The organism is Pseudomonas sp. BIGb0278, assembly GCF_024809895.1.
GTDB classification, from domain to species: Bacteria; Pseudomonadota; Gammaproteobacteria; order Pseudomonadales; family Pseudomonadaceae; genus Aquipseudomonas; species Aquipseudomonas shirazensis.
The window spans coordinates 64,528-77,909 of sequence record NZ_JANUEL010000003.1; the positions used below are offsets into that span (position 1 = coordinate 64,528).

Here is a 13,382-nt window from a genome sequence, read left to right on the forward strand (position 1 = left end):
TCAAGCGCTCAGCTTAGTAGCGCAGCAAGAAAGGACAAGAACCTGCCCAGCGCACTCACGTACACTCCCACCCTGCCCTGATTCTGGAGACCCCCGTGAGCCCCATCGCCCTCGCCCGCCTGCTGACCCTTGCCGCTGTCTGGGGGGCCAGTTTCCTGTTCATGCGCATCATCGCCCCGGAGCTCGGTACGGTACCGACGGCGTTTTTCCGGGTCTCGATCGCGTGCCTGGGCTTGATCGCGATCCTGGCCGTGGCGCGGGTGCCATGGCAGTTCAACGGCAAGCTCGGCGCCTGCCTGCTGCTGGGCATGATCAACTCGGGCATCCCGGCGACGTTCTACTCGGTGGCCGCGCAGGTGCTGCCTGCGGGTTACTCGGCGATCTTCAACGCCACCACGCCGCTGATGGGCGTGCTGATCGGCGCGCTGTTCTTCCACGAGCCAATGACGGTCAGCAAGCTGGCGGGGATTTTTCTTGGCCTGCTCGGCGTCGGCATCCTCAGTGGCGCCGGCCCGGTGGCACTGGACCTGGCCCTGGTGCAAGGCGCGCTGGCGTGCCTGGCCGCGACCACCTGCTACGGCTTTGCCGGCTACCTCGCGCGGCGCTGGATCAGCGGCCTGGACAGCCGCCTGTCGGCCCTGGGCAGCATGCTCGGCGCAACCTTGCTGTTGAGCCCCCTGTTCGCCTGGAGCGCCCTCAGCCAGCCACCTGCCAGTTGGGGCGGCTGGCAGGTGTGGTTATCGTTGCTCGGGCTGGGCCTGCTATGCACGGCTTTTGCCTACATCCTGTACTTCCGCCTGCTGGCCGAGATCGGCCCGGTCAAGGCCAGTACCGTGACCTTCCTGATCCCGGTCTTCGGCGTGCTGTGGGGCGCCTGGTTGCTGGATGAGTCGCTGTCGATGGGCCACCTGTACGGCGGGCTGCTGATCGGCGTCGCGCTGTGGCTGGTACTCAGGCCTGCACCGCGCGCGCTGGCGCAGGCGCGCTCATGAGCACGGAGCACTCGCCGGTGTTCAAAAAAATCCTGTTCCGCCTGGAGCAGGATGCGCAAGGCTACCCTCCGGCTTCGGTGGAAGGCCTGTGGGCGCAGCAGACAGAGGCTGGCTACCTGATCGACAGCATCCCGTTCTACGCCTACGGCATCGCCCCCGGCGACCTGATCAGCGCCAGCGAAGCCGATGGCGAGGTGTGGTTTGCGGCGTTGAGCAACAGTGGCGGCGCCAGCGTGTTTCGCGTGCTGGTCAAGTTAGCTGGGGCGTTGGAGCCGGTGCGCGCAGCGCTGAGCGAGTTCGGTTGCCCCAGCGAAGTGGAGCAGGCGGTGAAGATGCTGGCCGTGCAGGTGCCGCCGACGCAGTCGCTCGACACCTTGCTCTATTACTTGCTGACCCAGCGCGAAGCTGGAACGCTGGAGTTCGAGGAAGGCGTGTTGCGCCACGCCATCCCCGCAGAGTTTCGCTGAGTCAGAACAACCAGCGATACAGCAGGTAAGCCACCAGTACGGCCAGGATCGGCCGCAGAATGCGGTAGGCCTTCGGGTTGGCGCGCTTGAACTGTTTGACCCGGGTGCTGAGCTTGTTGCTGAAACGTTTGCTCCAGGCATAGGCCTGGTTGATCCCGCCGACGCGCTCGTCATCGGTGTTCTGCGGTGCAGTAGCACGGCCGAGGAAGGCACTGACCTTACGGTTGATGCGGGTCATCAGCGGGCTGGTCAGCGGCCGCTCGATGTCACAGAACAGGATCACCCGAGTGATGTCGGTCTCGTTCTTGACCCAGTGCACAAAGGTCTCGTCGAACATCACGTCTTCCCCGTCACGCCAGGCATACGGCTCGCCGTCGACGTAGATGCGGCAGTTGTCGGAGTTGGGTGTGGACAGCCCGAGGTGATAGCGCAACGAACCGGCGAAAGGGTCGCGGTGTGGGTTCAGGTGGCTACCACCTGGCAGCAGGGCAAACATCGCGCCCTTGACGCTGGGGATGCTGCTGACCAGCTCGACGGTCTTCGGGCACAGCGCCTCGGCCGACGGCAGCGGTTTGTCGTACCACTTCAGGTAGAAGCGCTTCCAGCCCTTCTTGAAGAACGAGCCAAAGCCTGCGTCATTGTCTTTTTCGGCGGCGCGGATGTAGCCCTCGTCGAACAGGCGCATGGCCTCTTCACGGATCACCGGCCAGTTGTCCTTGAGCACATCCAGCTCAGGGAAGCGCTGGCGATCCAGGTATGGCTTGGACGGCACGCCGGAGAACAGGTACATCAGGCTGTTGTAGGGGGCGAACAGCGCCGAATGGTTGACGAACTGGCGCAGCACGGGCAAGCGCGCCTTGCCGCGCAAATGGACGTACAGCACGCTGCCGAAGAACACCAGCAGGACACCCGCCTTGGCGACAAAGGAAAAGCTCATGCAACACTCCTTGGAGTAGGAAATCAGGCCATCACTTGCAGATAGCCGAACATCATAAACCCATCCGCCCGCAGTAAAAACAGGTTGCGCCGGATAGCAATGTTGAAGATTTTGTAATAAAGGCTTTCGCGGGGTATTGCGCGGGGTCAGGCAATTGCGCGGTACACGCCCTGCGCCGGGAATCCAAGGCGGCTCTCGGTTTGCTCAAGAGCCGCCATGACACAGGATTTTACTGCTGGTTTTCCTGCTCGGTAAACAGGTCAGAGAAGAGCATGCTCGACAGATAGCGCTCGCCCGAGTCGGGCAGGATCACCACAATGGTCTTGCCGGTCATCTCTGGCTTTTCGGCCAGGCGCACGGCCGCAGCCATCGCTGCACCACAGGAGATACCGCAGAGAATGCCCTCCTCCTGCATCAGGCGCAGGGCCATGGCCTTGGCTTCGTCATCGCTGACCGTCTCGACCTGGTCGACAATCGACAGATCAAGGTTCTTCGGGATGAACCCGGCGCCAATGCCCTGAATCTTGTGCGGGCTGGGCTTAAGCTCCTGGCCGGCCAGCGCCTGGGTGATCAGGGGCGAGGCCACCGGCTCGACCGCAACTGACAGGATCGGCTTGCCCTGGGTGTGCTTGATGTAACGGGAAATACCGGTGATGGTGCCGCCCGTGCCGACGCCTGCAACCAGCACGTCAACCGCGCCGTCGGTGTCGTTCCAGATTTCCGGGCCGGTGGTTTTTTCATGGATAGCCGGGTTGGCCGGGTTGTCGAACTGGCCAGGCTGGAAATACATCTGCGGGTCCGAAGCAACGATTTCGTTGGCCTTGTCGATGGCGCCTTTCATGCCCAGCGCAGGCTCGGTCAGCACCAGCTCGGCGCCCAGCGCCTTGAGCACCTTGCGCCGCTCCAGGCTCATCGAAGCGGGCATGGTCAGTAGCAGTTTGTAGCCACGGGCGGCGGCAACGAAGGCCAGGCCGATACCGGTGTTGCCCGAAGTCGGCTCGACCAGGGTCATGCCCGGTTTGAGTTTGCCACTGCCTTCGGCGTCCCAGACCATGTTCGCGCCGATCCGGCATTTGACCGAGTAGCCGGGGTTACGCCCCTCGATCTTGGCCAGGATGGTCACCCCGCGCGGGGCGATGCGGTTGATCTGCACCAGCGGCGTGTTGCCGATGGAATGGGCGTTGTCTGCGTAGATACGGCTCATTGGCAGGGTCCTTAACCGAGCGGGGAAAGCCTCAAGGGTAAGCCTGCCCGCCAGCAGCGTAAAGCCCGGTCGAACTCCCCGGCGATGCCTGCGGTCAACCGCTCAACCTGCTTTGGAGAGCCCTCATGACAGCCCGCTATCGCCGGCCACTGGTCGCCCTGGTCAGCCTGCTTGTGATACTGCTTGCCGTGCACCTGGCCCTGCCCTACCTGATGCGCGACTACTTGAACGAAAAACTGGCCGACATGGGTGATTACCGCGGCCAGGTCAGCGACGTCGACCTGGCATGGTGGCGCGGCGCCTACCAGATCAACGGCCTTAAGATCGTCAAGACCACTGGCAAGGTACCGGTGCCGTTTGTCGATGCGCCGAAAGTCGACTTTTCGGTGAGCTGGCATTCGCTGTGGTACGACCACGCAGTGGTGGCCGAGGTGACCTTCCTGCGCCCGGAGCTTAACTTCGTCGACGGTGGCAACAAGCAGAACTCGCAGACCGGTCAAGGCACCGACTGGCGCCAGCAGCTGGAAAAACTGCTGCCGATCACCCTCAACGAAGTGCGCATCGATGACGGTACGCTGACCTTCCGCAACTTCAACTCCAAGCCGCCGGTAACGCTCAAGGCCACGCAGTTGCAGGCGAGCATCCGCAACCTGACCAATGTGCGCGATGCCGAGGGCCGCCGCGACGCCAGCTTCGAAGGCACCGCGCGCCTGCTCGGCGATGCCAAGGTCGAGAGCAAGGCGACCTTTGACCCGTTCAGCGACTTCGATGATTTCGAGTTCCGCCTGCGCGCCACTGGCATTGAACTGCGCAAGATGAATGACTTCGCCAGTGCCTATGGCAAGTTCGACTTCAATGCCGGCAACGGCGACGTGGTGATCGAGGCTCAGGCCGAAAAAGGCCGACTAAAGGGCTACATCAAACCGCTGCTGCGCAATGTGGAAGTATTCAACTGGCAGCAAGACGTGGAGAACAAAGACAAAAGCTTTTTCCGTTCGATCTGGGAAGCGGTGGTCGGCACTACCGAAACCGTGCTGAAAAACCAGCCGGAAAACCAGTTCGCCACCCGCGTCGAGCTCAGCGGCAGTGTGCATCAGCAGAACATCAATGGCTTCGAGGCGTTTCTGCAGATCCTGCGCAATGGCTTCATCCAGGCGTTCAGTGCACGCTATGAAAGGCCAGCGCCTGACACTGACTGAAAGGCGGCGCGACGCACCATTCAGAGACTGAATACCCGGTCTGCGTTTGCAGCTGCCCAGGTGCGGCGTATAGTCCAGTACACATTTAGATAGCCTTGCCTGGGCCGGCCCAGACACTTGCAGAGGATTGGTTGATGAAGTTCGAAGGCACCCGCGACTACGTCGCCACCGATGATCTGAAACTGGCGGTCAATGCGGCAGTTACCCTCGAACGCCCGTTACTGATCAAAGGCGAGCCCGGCACCGGCAAGACCATGCTCGCCGAGCAACTGGCGGCATCGTTTGGCGCGAAGCTGATCACCTGGCACATCAAATCCACCACCAAAGCCCATCAAGGCCTCTACGAGTACGACGCGGTCAGCCGCCTGCGCGACTCGCAGCTGGGTGTGGACAAGGTCCACGATGTGCGCAACTACCTTAAAAAGGGCAAGTTGTGGGAAGCCTTCGAGGCTGAAGAGCGGGTCATTCTGCTGATCGACGAGATCGACAAGGCCGACATCGAGTTTCCCAATGACCTGCTGCAAGAACTCGACAAGATGGAGTTCTACGTCTACGAAATCGACGAGACCATCAAGGCCAAGCAGCGCCCGATCATCATCATTACCTCCAACAACGAAAAAGAGCTGCCGGATGCGTTTCTGCGCCGCTGCTTCTTCCACTACATCGCCTTCCCTGATCGCGACACCTTGCAGAAGATCGTCGATGTGCACTACCCGAACATCAAGCAGTCGCTGGTCAGCGAGGCGCTGGATGTGTTCTTCGATGTGCGCAAGGTACCGGGCCTGAAGAAAAAACCCTCGACCTCCGAGCTGGTCGATTGGCTCAAGCTGCTGATGGCCGACAATATCGGCGAAGCGGTCCTGCGCGAGCGTGATCCGACCAAGGCCATCCCGCCGCTGGCCGGCGCCTTGGTCAAGAACGAGCAGGACGTGCAGTTGCTCGAGCGCCTGGCGTTCATGAGCCGGCGCGGTAATCGCTGACAGGAGCCAGTCATGCTGCTCAACCTGTTCAACGAAATGCGCGCGGCCAAGGTGCCTGTGTCGGTGCGTGAACTGCTCGACCTGCTCAATGCCCTGCAGCAGCGGGTGGTATTCGCCGACATGGACGAGTTCTACTTTCTGGCGCGGACCATTCTGGTCAAGGATGAACGCCACTTCGACAAGTTCGACCGGGCTTTTTCAGCGTACTTCCAAGGCCTGGAAAACCTCGACCGGCACCTTGAGGCGCTGATCCCTGAAGACTGGCTTCGCAAGGAGTTCGAGCGTTCGCTGACCGATGAGGAACGCGCGCAGATCCAGTCGTTGGGCGGTTTGGACAAGCTCATCGAAGAATTCAAGAAACGCCTCGAAGAACAGAAAAAACGCCATGCCGGTGGCAACAAGTGGATCGGCACCGGCGGCACCAGCCCGTTCGGCTCAGGCGGCTACAACCCTGAAGGCATTCGCGTTGGCGACGCCGGCGAGCGCCGCGGCAAGGCGGTCAAGGTCTGGGAGCAGCGCGAGTACAGGAACCTCGATGATCAGGTCGAGTTGGGCACGCGCAACATCAAGCTGGCCCTGCGCCGCCTGCGCAAGTTCGCTCGCCAGGGCGCGGCCGAAGAGCTCGACATCGACGGCACCATCGACCACACCGCCCGCGATGCCGGCCTGCTCAATATCCAGATGCGCCCGGAGCGGCGCAATACGGTGAAGCTGCTATTGCTGTTCGACATAGGCGGCTCGATGGATGCCCACGTGCGCATTTGCGAGGAGTTGTTTTCAGCGTGCAAGACCGAGTTCAAGCACCTGGAGTATTACTACTTCCATAACTGCGTGTATGAGTCGGTGTGGAAGAACAACCTGCGGCGCAACGCCGAGCGCTTCGCCACCTTCGACCTGCTGCACAAGTACGGCGATGATTACAAGGTGGTGTTCGTCGGCGACGCGGCCATGGCGCCGTATGAAATTACCCAGCCCGGCGGCAGTGTCGAGCACTGGAACGAGGAAGCCGGGTATGTCTGGGTGCGGCGGATCAAGGAAAAATTCAAGAAGGTGGTGTGGATCAATCCGTACCCCAAACAGGCCTGGGAGCACACCACGTCGACTCACCTGATCCGCGAGCTGATCGAAGACAAGATGTACCCGCTGACCTTGCAGGGCCTGGAAGACGCCATGAAGTACCTGGCCAAGTAACCCCGGCCGTTCAGATCAGCTCCAGCGTTGCAGGTAAGCTTGCTGCTCCTGCCAGGCGAACTCCTGCAGCACCGCTCTGAAGCGCAACTGCCCCCCCGGCAGGCACTGGGCCAACTGGGCCAGCGCCAAGGGCGTCAATGCACCTAGCCGCGGGTAGCCGCCAATGGTCTGCCGGTCGTTCAACAACACGATTGGCTGGCCATCCGGTGGCACCTGCACGGCGCCCAACGGGATACCCTCCGAGATCATCGGCTCGCCTTGGTACACCAGTTGCGGCCCGAGCAGGCGCATGCCCATGCGGTCGGCGCGGCTGTCCAGGGTCCAGTTCCGGTTGAACGCCTCGAACAGGCTGGTGCCGCTGAACTGCCCCAGTTGTGCGCCCATTACCAGATCCAGCGCAGGCTTGGCGGCGTACACCGGCCTTGATTGTGCTGGCACCTCGCGCTCGGCCGGCAGGGCATCGGCGCATGCCAGCAACTGCCCCTTGATCAGCGCCGAACCTTGGCCATCAAGCCCGCCCAGCTGTTCGCGTACAACCGTGGCGCAACTGCCCATTACCGCCTCGGCCTGAAAACCACCAAGCGCGGCCAGATAAGCACGAGCACCGTGCAGAGGCTGGGTAAAGCTCAGCCGCTGCCCCGCACGCAGATGAAAACTGCGCCAGGGCTTGAGCGGCTGGTCATCGATTCGTGCATCCAGATCAGCGCCCGCCAAGGCCAGGCAGCAGTCGCGCTGGGCGAGCACGCTGAAACCACCCAAGGGAATTTCCACCACCGGCGCCTGCAAGGCGTTATCCAGCAGCCAGTTGGCCCAGTGCAGCGCCACCCAATCCAGCGCCCCGCCCTGGGTCACGCCGAGATGGCGCACGCCAAAGCGCCCGCCATCCTGCAGCTGACACAGCGGCGTGCTGGCCTCGATCAACAGACTCATGCCTGGCCCCCCAGCGGGCTGTCGTCGCCACCCAGGCTGATGAATTCGGCGTGGTCCACCGCGACGAAACGCACACGGTCACCCGGCTGCAACAAGCTGTAGCCCTCGCGCTCGCGGTCAAACAGACGTACTGGCGTGCGACCGATCAGGTTCCAGCCGCCCGGCGACACTGCCGGGTAGGCCGCCGTCTGGCGCTCGGCAATGCCGACGCTGCCAGCGGCCACGCGCTTGCGCGGGGTGCTCAACCGTGGCGTGGCCAGGCGTTCGTCGACCAGCCCCATGAAGCCGAACCCTGGGGCAAAGCCAAGGGCAAATACCGGGTATTCACGCTCACTGTGCAGGCGCACCACCTCGGCCTCGGACAGCCCACTGCGCGCTGCCAGCAATGGCAATTCAGGGCCGACACTGGGGTCATACCACACGGCAATTTCGTGCTTGCGCCCCGCCGCGCCTGCATCCGGCTGCAGATTTTGCAGCGCTTCGATAATCAGCCCTCGCGCCGCAGCCGGTGACTGCCGAAACTGCACCATCACGGTGGTATAGGACGGCACCAGGTCAACCAGATCGGCGCCCAGGGCACTGCTCAGGCGCTGGCTGGCAGCGAGGATCCACGGCATGTTGGCTTCATCTATGCGATCGAACAGGCGCACCATCAGGCTGTCGATGGCCACCGCCTGGATGCGCACGTTCATGGCTGCACCAGCGCATCCAGGGCCTGGCGAATCTGCCGTACCGCCGCCAGCGAGCTGTCGTTGTCGCCGTGCACGCACAAGGTGCTGGCGTTCAGTCGCAGCGCGCTGCCGTCGTCTGCCAGCAACGTCTCGCCACGGGCCAGGCGCACCGCCTGCTCGATGATCAACGCCGGCTCATGGTGCACCGCCCCCGGCAGCCGCCGCGACAGCAGGTGGCCGCTGGCCGTGTAGCCACGATCGGCAAATGCCTCGAACCACAAGGTGACACCCAGCTCCTCGCCCAGCTGCTGCGCCGCACGGTCATCAGCAGTAGCCATCAGCATCAGCGGCAGGCTGCTGTCGTAGGCGGCTACGGCTTCCAGCACGGCGCGCAATTTCACTGGGTCGGCCATCATGTCGTTGTACAACGCGCCGTGCGGTTTGACGTACGCCACGCGCCCGCCCTGGACCTTGCAGATGCCGTCCAGTGCGCCGATCTGGTAGTGCAGCAGATCGCGGATTTCTTCATTGCTGCAGGCCATCGAGCGGCGACCAAAGCCGACCAGATCCGGATAGGCCGGATGCGCGCCAATGGTCACACCATGCTGCAGGGCCAGGGCCACGGTGCGGCGCATGATGCTCGGATCGCCCGCGTGATAACCACAGGCGATATTGGCGCAGTCGATGTAGGGCATGACCTCGGCATCCAGACCCATGCGCCAGCTGCCGTAACTTTCACCCATGTCGCAGTTGAGAAGCAGGGTTTGCATCTGGCGGACTCCTGAATCGACTAGAACAGAGTACGGCGGCGCTGAGGCGGCCAGCCGGCTTAGCGCCAGCTTTCCTTGACCACCTTGCGCCGCCCGCCAAGGATGACCCAGCCCAGCAGCACCAGCACGCTTTCGACCACGAACGCCAGCACAAAGCCTGCGCTCAGGCCCCAGCCGATGGCTTCGGGCACCAGCAGAATCTGGTAGCTGTAGCTGTTCAGGGTCTCTTCGCGCAATTGCGGGTCAGCCTGCGCCAGCACGTGCCAGCTTTGGCTCAGCCACGAGCCCTGCATGGCCTGCCACTCGTTTTCCAGCAACTGGTTGCGGACCAGCAGGCTCTCGATGCTGTTGGCATCGCTGATGAATACCGGATCCTCGCTGGTGCGGTAATGCTGCAGCAGCGCTTGCAGGTCGCCTTTGAAGAAGCGCTGGGCGGTTTCCTGGAAGCCGGACAAGGCCTCGCGCGACTCGAGCACACGGGCCTCGACGCGCTGGCCGTAATCCTTGACCAGGCCAGGGACCTGAATGCCCGCCAGCAGGCCGCAAGTGAACAACAGCAACCGCAGATAACTTCTGAACATGCCGCGTCCTTAGCTTTGCCCGTGGGCGATACATTCGCCATGCCGCCACAACGCCCATTGTCCGGGTTCGTAGCGGTTCCAGGTTTCGTTCTCGGTCAGGGCCTCGGTGGCGATCACCGTGACCACATCATTGGGCGTGGTTTCGGCCTGGAAGTCGACGATCATGTCGACGTCCTTGAGCCGGGCCGGGCCAAACGGCGCGCGGCGGGTAATGTGCACCAGCTTGGTCGAGCAGAAGCAGAACAGCCAGTCGCCGTTGCTCAGCAGGCAGTTGAACACGCCCTTGCTGCGGTGCTCGGCGCAGGCCTCGACCAGCACCGGCAGCAGTTGCTCGACCTCGACCGGCTCGGGGAAGGCATCGCGCACGCGGTTGAGCAGGTCGCAGAAGGCCGCTTCGCTGTCGGTATCACCGACCGGCCGGTAGAAGGTGCGCTGGCCGCTGAACTGCGGCAGCTGGCCGTTGTGTGCGAAGCACCAGTTATGCCCCCACAACTCACGCACGAACGGGTGGGTGTTGCTCAGGCAGACCTTGCCGACGTTGGCCTGGCGGATGTGGCCGATCACCACTTCGCTCTTGATCGGGTAGCGCTGCACCAGCTTGGCGACTTCCGACTCGCTGCTCGCTGCCGGGTCCTGAAACACGCGCAGGCCGCGCCCTTCGTAAAAGCCGATGCCCCAGCCATCGCGGTGCGGCCCGGTGCGGCCGCCGCGCTGCATCAGCCCGGAAAAACTGAAAACGATATCAGTGGGGACGTTGGCACTCATGCCGAGCAGTTCGCACATGCCTTGCAGCTCCCCTCAGAGACGTGGCTCGACCCGGCCACGGCCAGGCGCGGCCGGTGCCGGCGGATCATTGCGGTAACGGTCGTGGCGATCGGCGGCAACCGGCGCCTCGACCAGCACTTCGCTGTCTTCTGCGGCTTGCCGCTTGGCAGCTGCATCAGCTTGCTCGCGGCGCTCACGGGCGCGTTTTTCCAGCGGCCAGCGCAACAGCACGAACAACAGATACAAAGCAAAGGCGATCATGCCGTACATGGCCAGATCGGACGCCGCGCGCCAGGCGTTGTTGCCAACCTTGAAGGCGATATCCAGCGCGCTGATGGCAATGGCCGGGGCGAAGCTTTCCTTGACCGGGTCGACAATCGTCGGCGTCAGCAGCAGCACCGCAACCAGCACCCGCAGCGGTTCGCGCAGCCAGCGCCACATCCAGCCAGTCAGCTTGAAGGTCACCAGCAGGCAGCCGATGGCGGCCACCGCATACAGGCCCCAGGCAAGGGTATAGTCGTTCTCGGTCATGGTGTTCGTGCAAGCCAGGCGAAGAGATGCCTATGATAAACACTTTTAGGCACAGGTGCCTGTCTGCCCGTGATCACCGGTGCCACTGTCGCCCGGCCCTATTCGCTTTCGCCAGAGACCATACATGCCCGCTATTACTGCCCCGATCGCCCAGCAAGCCCCCGGTAACGACCCTTACGCCTGGCTGCAGCTGCGCGACAGCGCCGAAGTGCTCGCCTACCTGCAGGCCGAAAACGCTTATCAGGAGGCCTGCCTGGCCGATCAGGCGCCGTTGCGCGAGCAGCTGTTCGAGGAAATCAAAGGGCGCATTCTGGAAACCGACCTGTCGCTGCCCTCGCCGTGGGGGCCATGGCTGTACTACACCCGCACCACTGCTGGCGATGAGTACCCGCGCCACTACCGCTGCCCACGCCCGGCAGATGATTCCAACACAGTCGACGCCAGCGCCGAACAGCTGTTGCTTGACCCGAACGAGCTGGCGGCCGGCGGCTTCCTGTCGCTTGGCGCGTTCAATGTAAGCCCCGACCACCAGCTGCTGGCCTACAGCCTCGACACCAATGGCGAAGAAACCTACACGCTGTATGTCAAGGACCTGGCCACTGGCGCCATCACCACCCTGCCCTTCGAGGACTGCGACGGCAGCATGACCTGGGCCAACGACAGCCGCACGCTGTTCTTCGCCGAACTCGACGACACCCATCGCCCCTGCCGCCTGCGCCGGTTCAGCCTGGGCGAGGCTGATGCGCATACGGTGTTCGAAGAAGACGACGGGCGCTTCTTTCTGCACTGCTACCGAGCCAGCTCCGAGCGCCAGCTGATCCTGCTGCTCAACAGCAAGACCACCAGCGAAGCCTGGGTGCTGGATGCCGAGACGCCGTTGGCCGAGTTCACCTGCATGGCTGCACGCGAAGAAGGCCATGAATACTTCCCCGATCACGGCCAGCTCGATGGCGACTGGCGCTGGTTTATCCGCAGCAACCAGGACGGTATCAACTTCGCCCTGTACCAGGCGCCCTCTGCGTCAGTGCCCAGCCGTGCACAGTGGCAGGTGCTGGTAGCCCACCGCGACAACATCATGCTCGAAGGCCTCAGCCTGAATGCCAGTGCCTTGGCGCTGAGCCTGCGTGAAGGCGGCCTGCCCATCATTGAAGTACGCCCGCAAGGCCAGGCGCCTTACCGCGTCGAGCTGCCGGATGCGGCCTACAGCCTATACGTGCAAGACAGCCTGGAATTTGCCAGCACGCGCATCCGCCTGCGCTACGAGGCACTCAATCGCCCGGCCCAGGTGCGCCAGCTGGAACTGGCCAACGGCGCGCAGTCAGTGCTCAAGCAGACCCCGGTGCTCGGTGCCTTTGACGCCGACGCCTACGTCAGCGAACGCCTGTGGGCCACTGCCAACGACGGCACCCAAGTCCCGATCAGCCTGGTACGCCGCCGCGACGACGTCGGCAAGACGGTGCCACTCTATCTGTATGGCTACGGCGCCTATGGCGAAAGCCTCGACCCGTGGTTCTCCCATGCGCGGCTGAGCCTGCTCGAGCGCGGCGTGGCCTTTGCCATTGCCCATGTGCGCGGCGGCGGCGAGCTGGGTGAGGCCTGGTACCGCGCTGGCAAGCAAGAACACAAGCAGAACACCTTTGACGACTTCATCGCCTGCGCCGAGCACCTGATCGCAACCGGTGTCAGCCGCCCGGAACAACTGGCGATCAGCGGCGGCAGCGCCGGTGGATTGCTGATCGGCGCGGTGCTCAACCTGCGCCCGCAGCTGTTCCGCTGCGCGATTGCCGAGGTGCCGTTCGTCGATGTGCTCAACACCATGCTCGACCCTGAACTGCCGCTGACCGTGACCGAGTACGACGAGTGGGGCAACCCTGAACAACCCGAGGTGCATGCAAGAATCAAGGCTTACGCGCCCTATGAAAACGTCAAGGCTCAGGCCTACCCGGCGATGCTGGTAGTGGCCGGCTACAACGACAGCCGTGTGCAGTATTGGGAAGCAGCCAAGTGGGTAGCACGCCTGCGCACGCTCAAGACCGATAACAACCTGCTGCTGCTCAAGACCGAGATGGGTGCGGGCCATGGTGGCATGAGCGGTCGCTATCAGGGGCTGCGCGATGTGGCGCTGGAATATGCGTTCGTACTCAATGAGCTCGGCGTGGTGTAA

At 63.0% G+C, this 13,382-nt stretch carries 14 protein-coding genes; 6 read left to right on the forward strand and 8 right to left on the reverse strand.

Annotated elements, in window-relative coordinates:
- The first annotated feature begins 95 nt into the window (after positions 1-95).
- Together M2396_RS12815 and M2396_RS12820 are read left to right on the forward strand one after the other, a co-directional pair.
- Complete coding sequence (locus tag M2396_RS12815; RefSeq protein ID WP_101317525.1) at positions 96-992, forward strand: DMT family transporter; 897 nt, start codon at positions 96-98, stop codon at positions 990-992.
- Positions 989-1,459: a DUF4265 domain-containing protein gene (locus M2396_RS12820; protein WP_259075300.1), complete on the forward strand. Its 471-nt coding sequence runs from the start codon at positions 989-991 to the stop codon at positions 1,457-1,459. Before M2396_RS12815 ends, M2396_RS12820 begins: the two co-directional genes overlap by 4 nt.
- A 1-nt stretch (position 1,460) precedes the next feature.
- Here M2396_RS12820 and M2396_RS12825 read toward each other — a convergent pair whose 3' ends face one another.
- Both M2396_RS12825 and cysK read right to left on the reverse strand, forming a co-directional pair.
- Positions 1,461-2,396: an aspartyl/asparaginyl beta-hydroxylase domain-containing protein gene (locus M2396_RS12825; protein ID WP_188035572.1), complete on the reverse strand. Its 936-nt coding sequence runs from the start codon at positions 2,394-2,396 to the stop codon at positions 1,461-1,463.
- Between the two features lie 229 nt (positions 2,397-2,625).
- On the reverse strand, positions 2,626-3,600 hold the full coding sequence (cysK, locus tag M2396_RS12830) for a cysteine synthase A (protein ID WP_103436487.1): 975 nt from the start codon (positions 3,598-3,600) through the stop codon (positions 2,626-2,628).
- Between the two features lie 125 nt (positions 3,601-3,725).
- On the opposite strand from cysK, the gene M2396_RS12835 reads away from it, so the two are divergent.
- The 3 genes from M2396_RS12835 (at position 3,726) to M2396_RS12845 (ending at position 6,970) form a co-directional block, all read left to right on the forward strand.
- Positions 3,726-4,799, forward strand: a complete 1,074-nt coding sequence (locus M2396_RS12835) for a DUF748 domain-containing protein (RefSeq protein WP_220633240.1) — start codon at positions 3,726-3,728, stop codon at positions 4,797-4,799.
- A gap of 134 nt (positions 4,800-4,933) precedes the next feature.
- A complete protein-coding gene (locus M2396_RS12840; protein ID WP_101317515.1) occupies positions 4,934-5,779 on the forward strand; it encodes a MoxR family ATPase in 846 nt (281 codons plus the stop codon).
- 12 nt (positions 5,780-5,791) lie between these two features.
- Complete coding sequence (locus tag M2396_RS12845; protein WP_101317513.1) at positions 5,792-6,970, forward strand: VWA domain-containing protein; 1,179 nt, start codon at positions 5,792-5,794, stop codon at positions 6,968-6,970.
- 15 nt (positions 6,971-6,985) lie between these two features.
- Here M2396_RS12845 and M2396_RS12850 read toward each other — a convergent pair whose 3' ends face one another.
- Genes M2396_RS12850 through M2396_RS12875 form a run of 6 tightly spaced genes read right to left on the reverse strand, consistent with a single transcriptional unit; the run spans position 6,986 to position 11,218 of the window.
- On the reverse strand, positions 6,986-7,900 hold the full coding sequence (locus M2396_RS12850; RefSeq protein WP_259075306.1) for a biotin-dependent carboxyltransferase family protein: 915 nt from the start codon (positions 7,898-7,900) through the stop codon (positions 6,986-6,988).
- A complete protein-coding gene (gene pxpB / locus M2396_RS12855; protein ID WP_259075308.1) occupies positions 7,897-8,592 on the reverse strand; it encodes a 5-oxoprolinase subunit PxpB in 696 nt (231 codons plus the stop codon). Before pxpB ends, M2396_RS12850 begins: the two co-directional genes overlap by 4 nt.
- Positions 8,589-9,341, reverse strand: a complete 753-nt coding sequence (locus tag M2396_RS12860; protein ID WP_259075309.1) for a 5-oxoprolinase subunit PxpA — start codon at positions 9,339-9,341, stop codon at positions 8,589-8,591. Before M2396_RS12860 ends, pxpB begins: the two co-directional genes overlap by 4 nt.
- 59 nt (positions 9,342-9,400) lie before the next feature.
- On the reverse strand, positions 9,401-9,922 hold the full coding sequence (locus M2396_RS12865; RefSeq protein WP_101317506.1) for a DUF2937 family protein: 522 nt from the start codon (positions 9,920-9,922) through the stop codon (positions 9,401-9,403).
- Positions 9,923-9,931: 9 nt separating this feature from the next.
- Positions 9,932-10,705, reverse strand: coding sequence for a class II glutamine amidotransferase (locus M2396_RS12870; protein ID WP_101317504.1), 774 nt, complete (start codon positions 10,703-10,705; stop codon positions 9,932-9,934).
- Positions 10,706-10,720: 15 nt separating this feature from the next.
- Positions 10,721-11,218, reverse strand: coding sequence for an MFS transporter (locus M2396_RS12875; protein WP_101317502.1), 498 nt, complete (start codon positions 11,216-11,218; stop codon positions 10,721-10,723).
- Positions 11,219-11,342: 124 nt separating this feature from the next.
- Here M2396_RS12875 and M2396_RS12880 point away from each other — a divergent pair, with 124 nt between their 5' ends.
- Positions 11,343-13,382, forward strand: a complete 2,040-nt coding sequence (locus tag M2396_RS12880; RefSeq protein ID WP_259075312.1) for a S9 family peptidase — start codon at positions 11,343-11,345, stop codon at positions 13,380-13,382.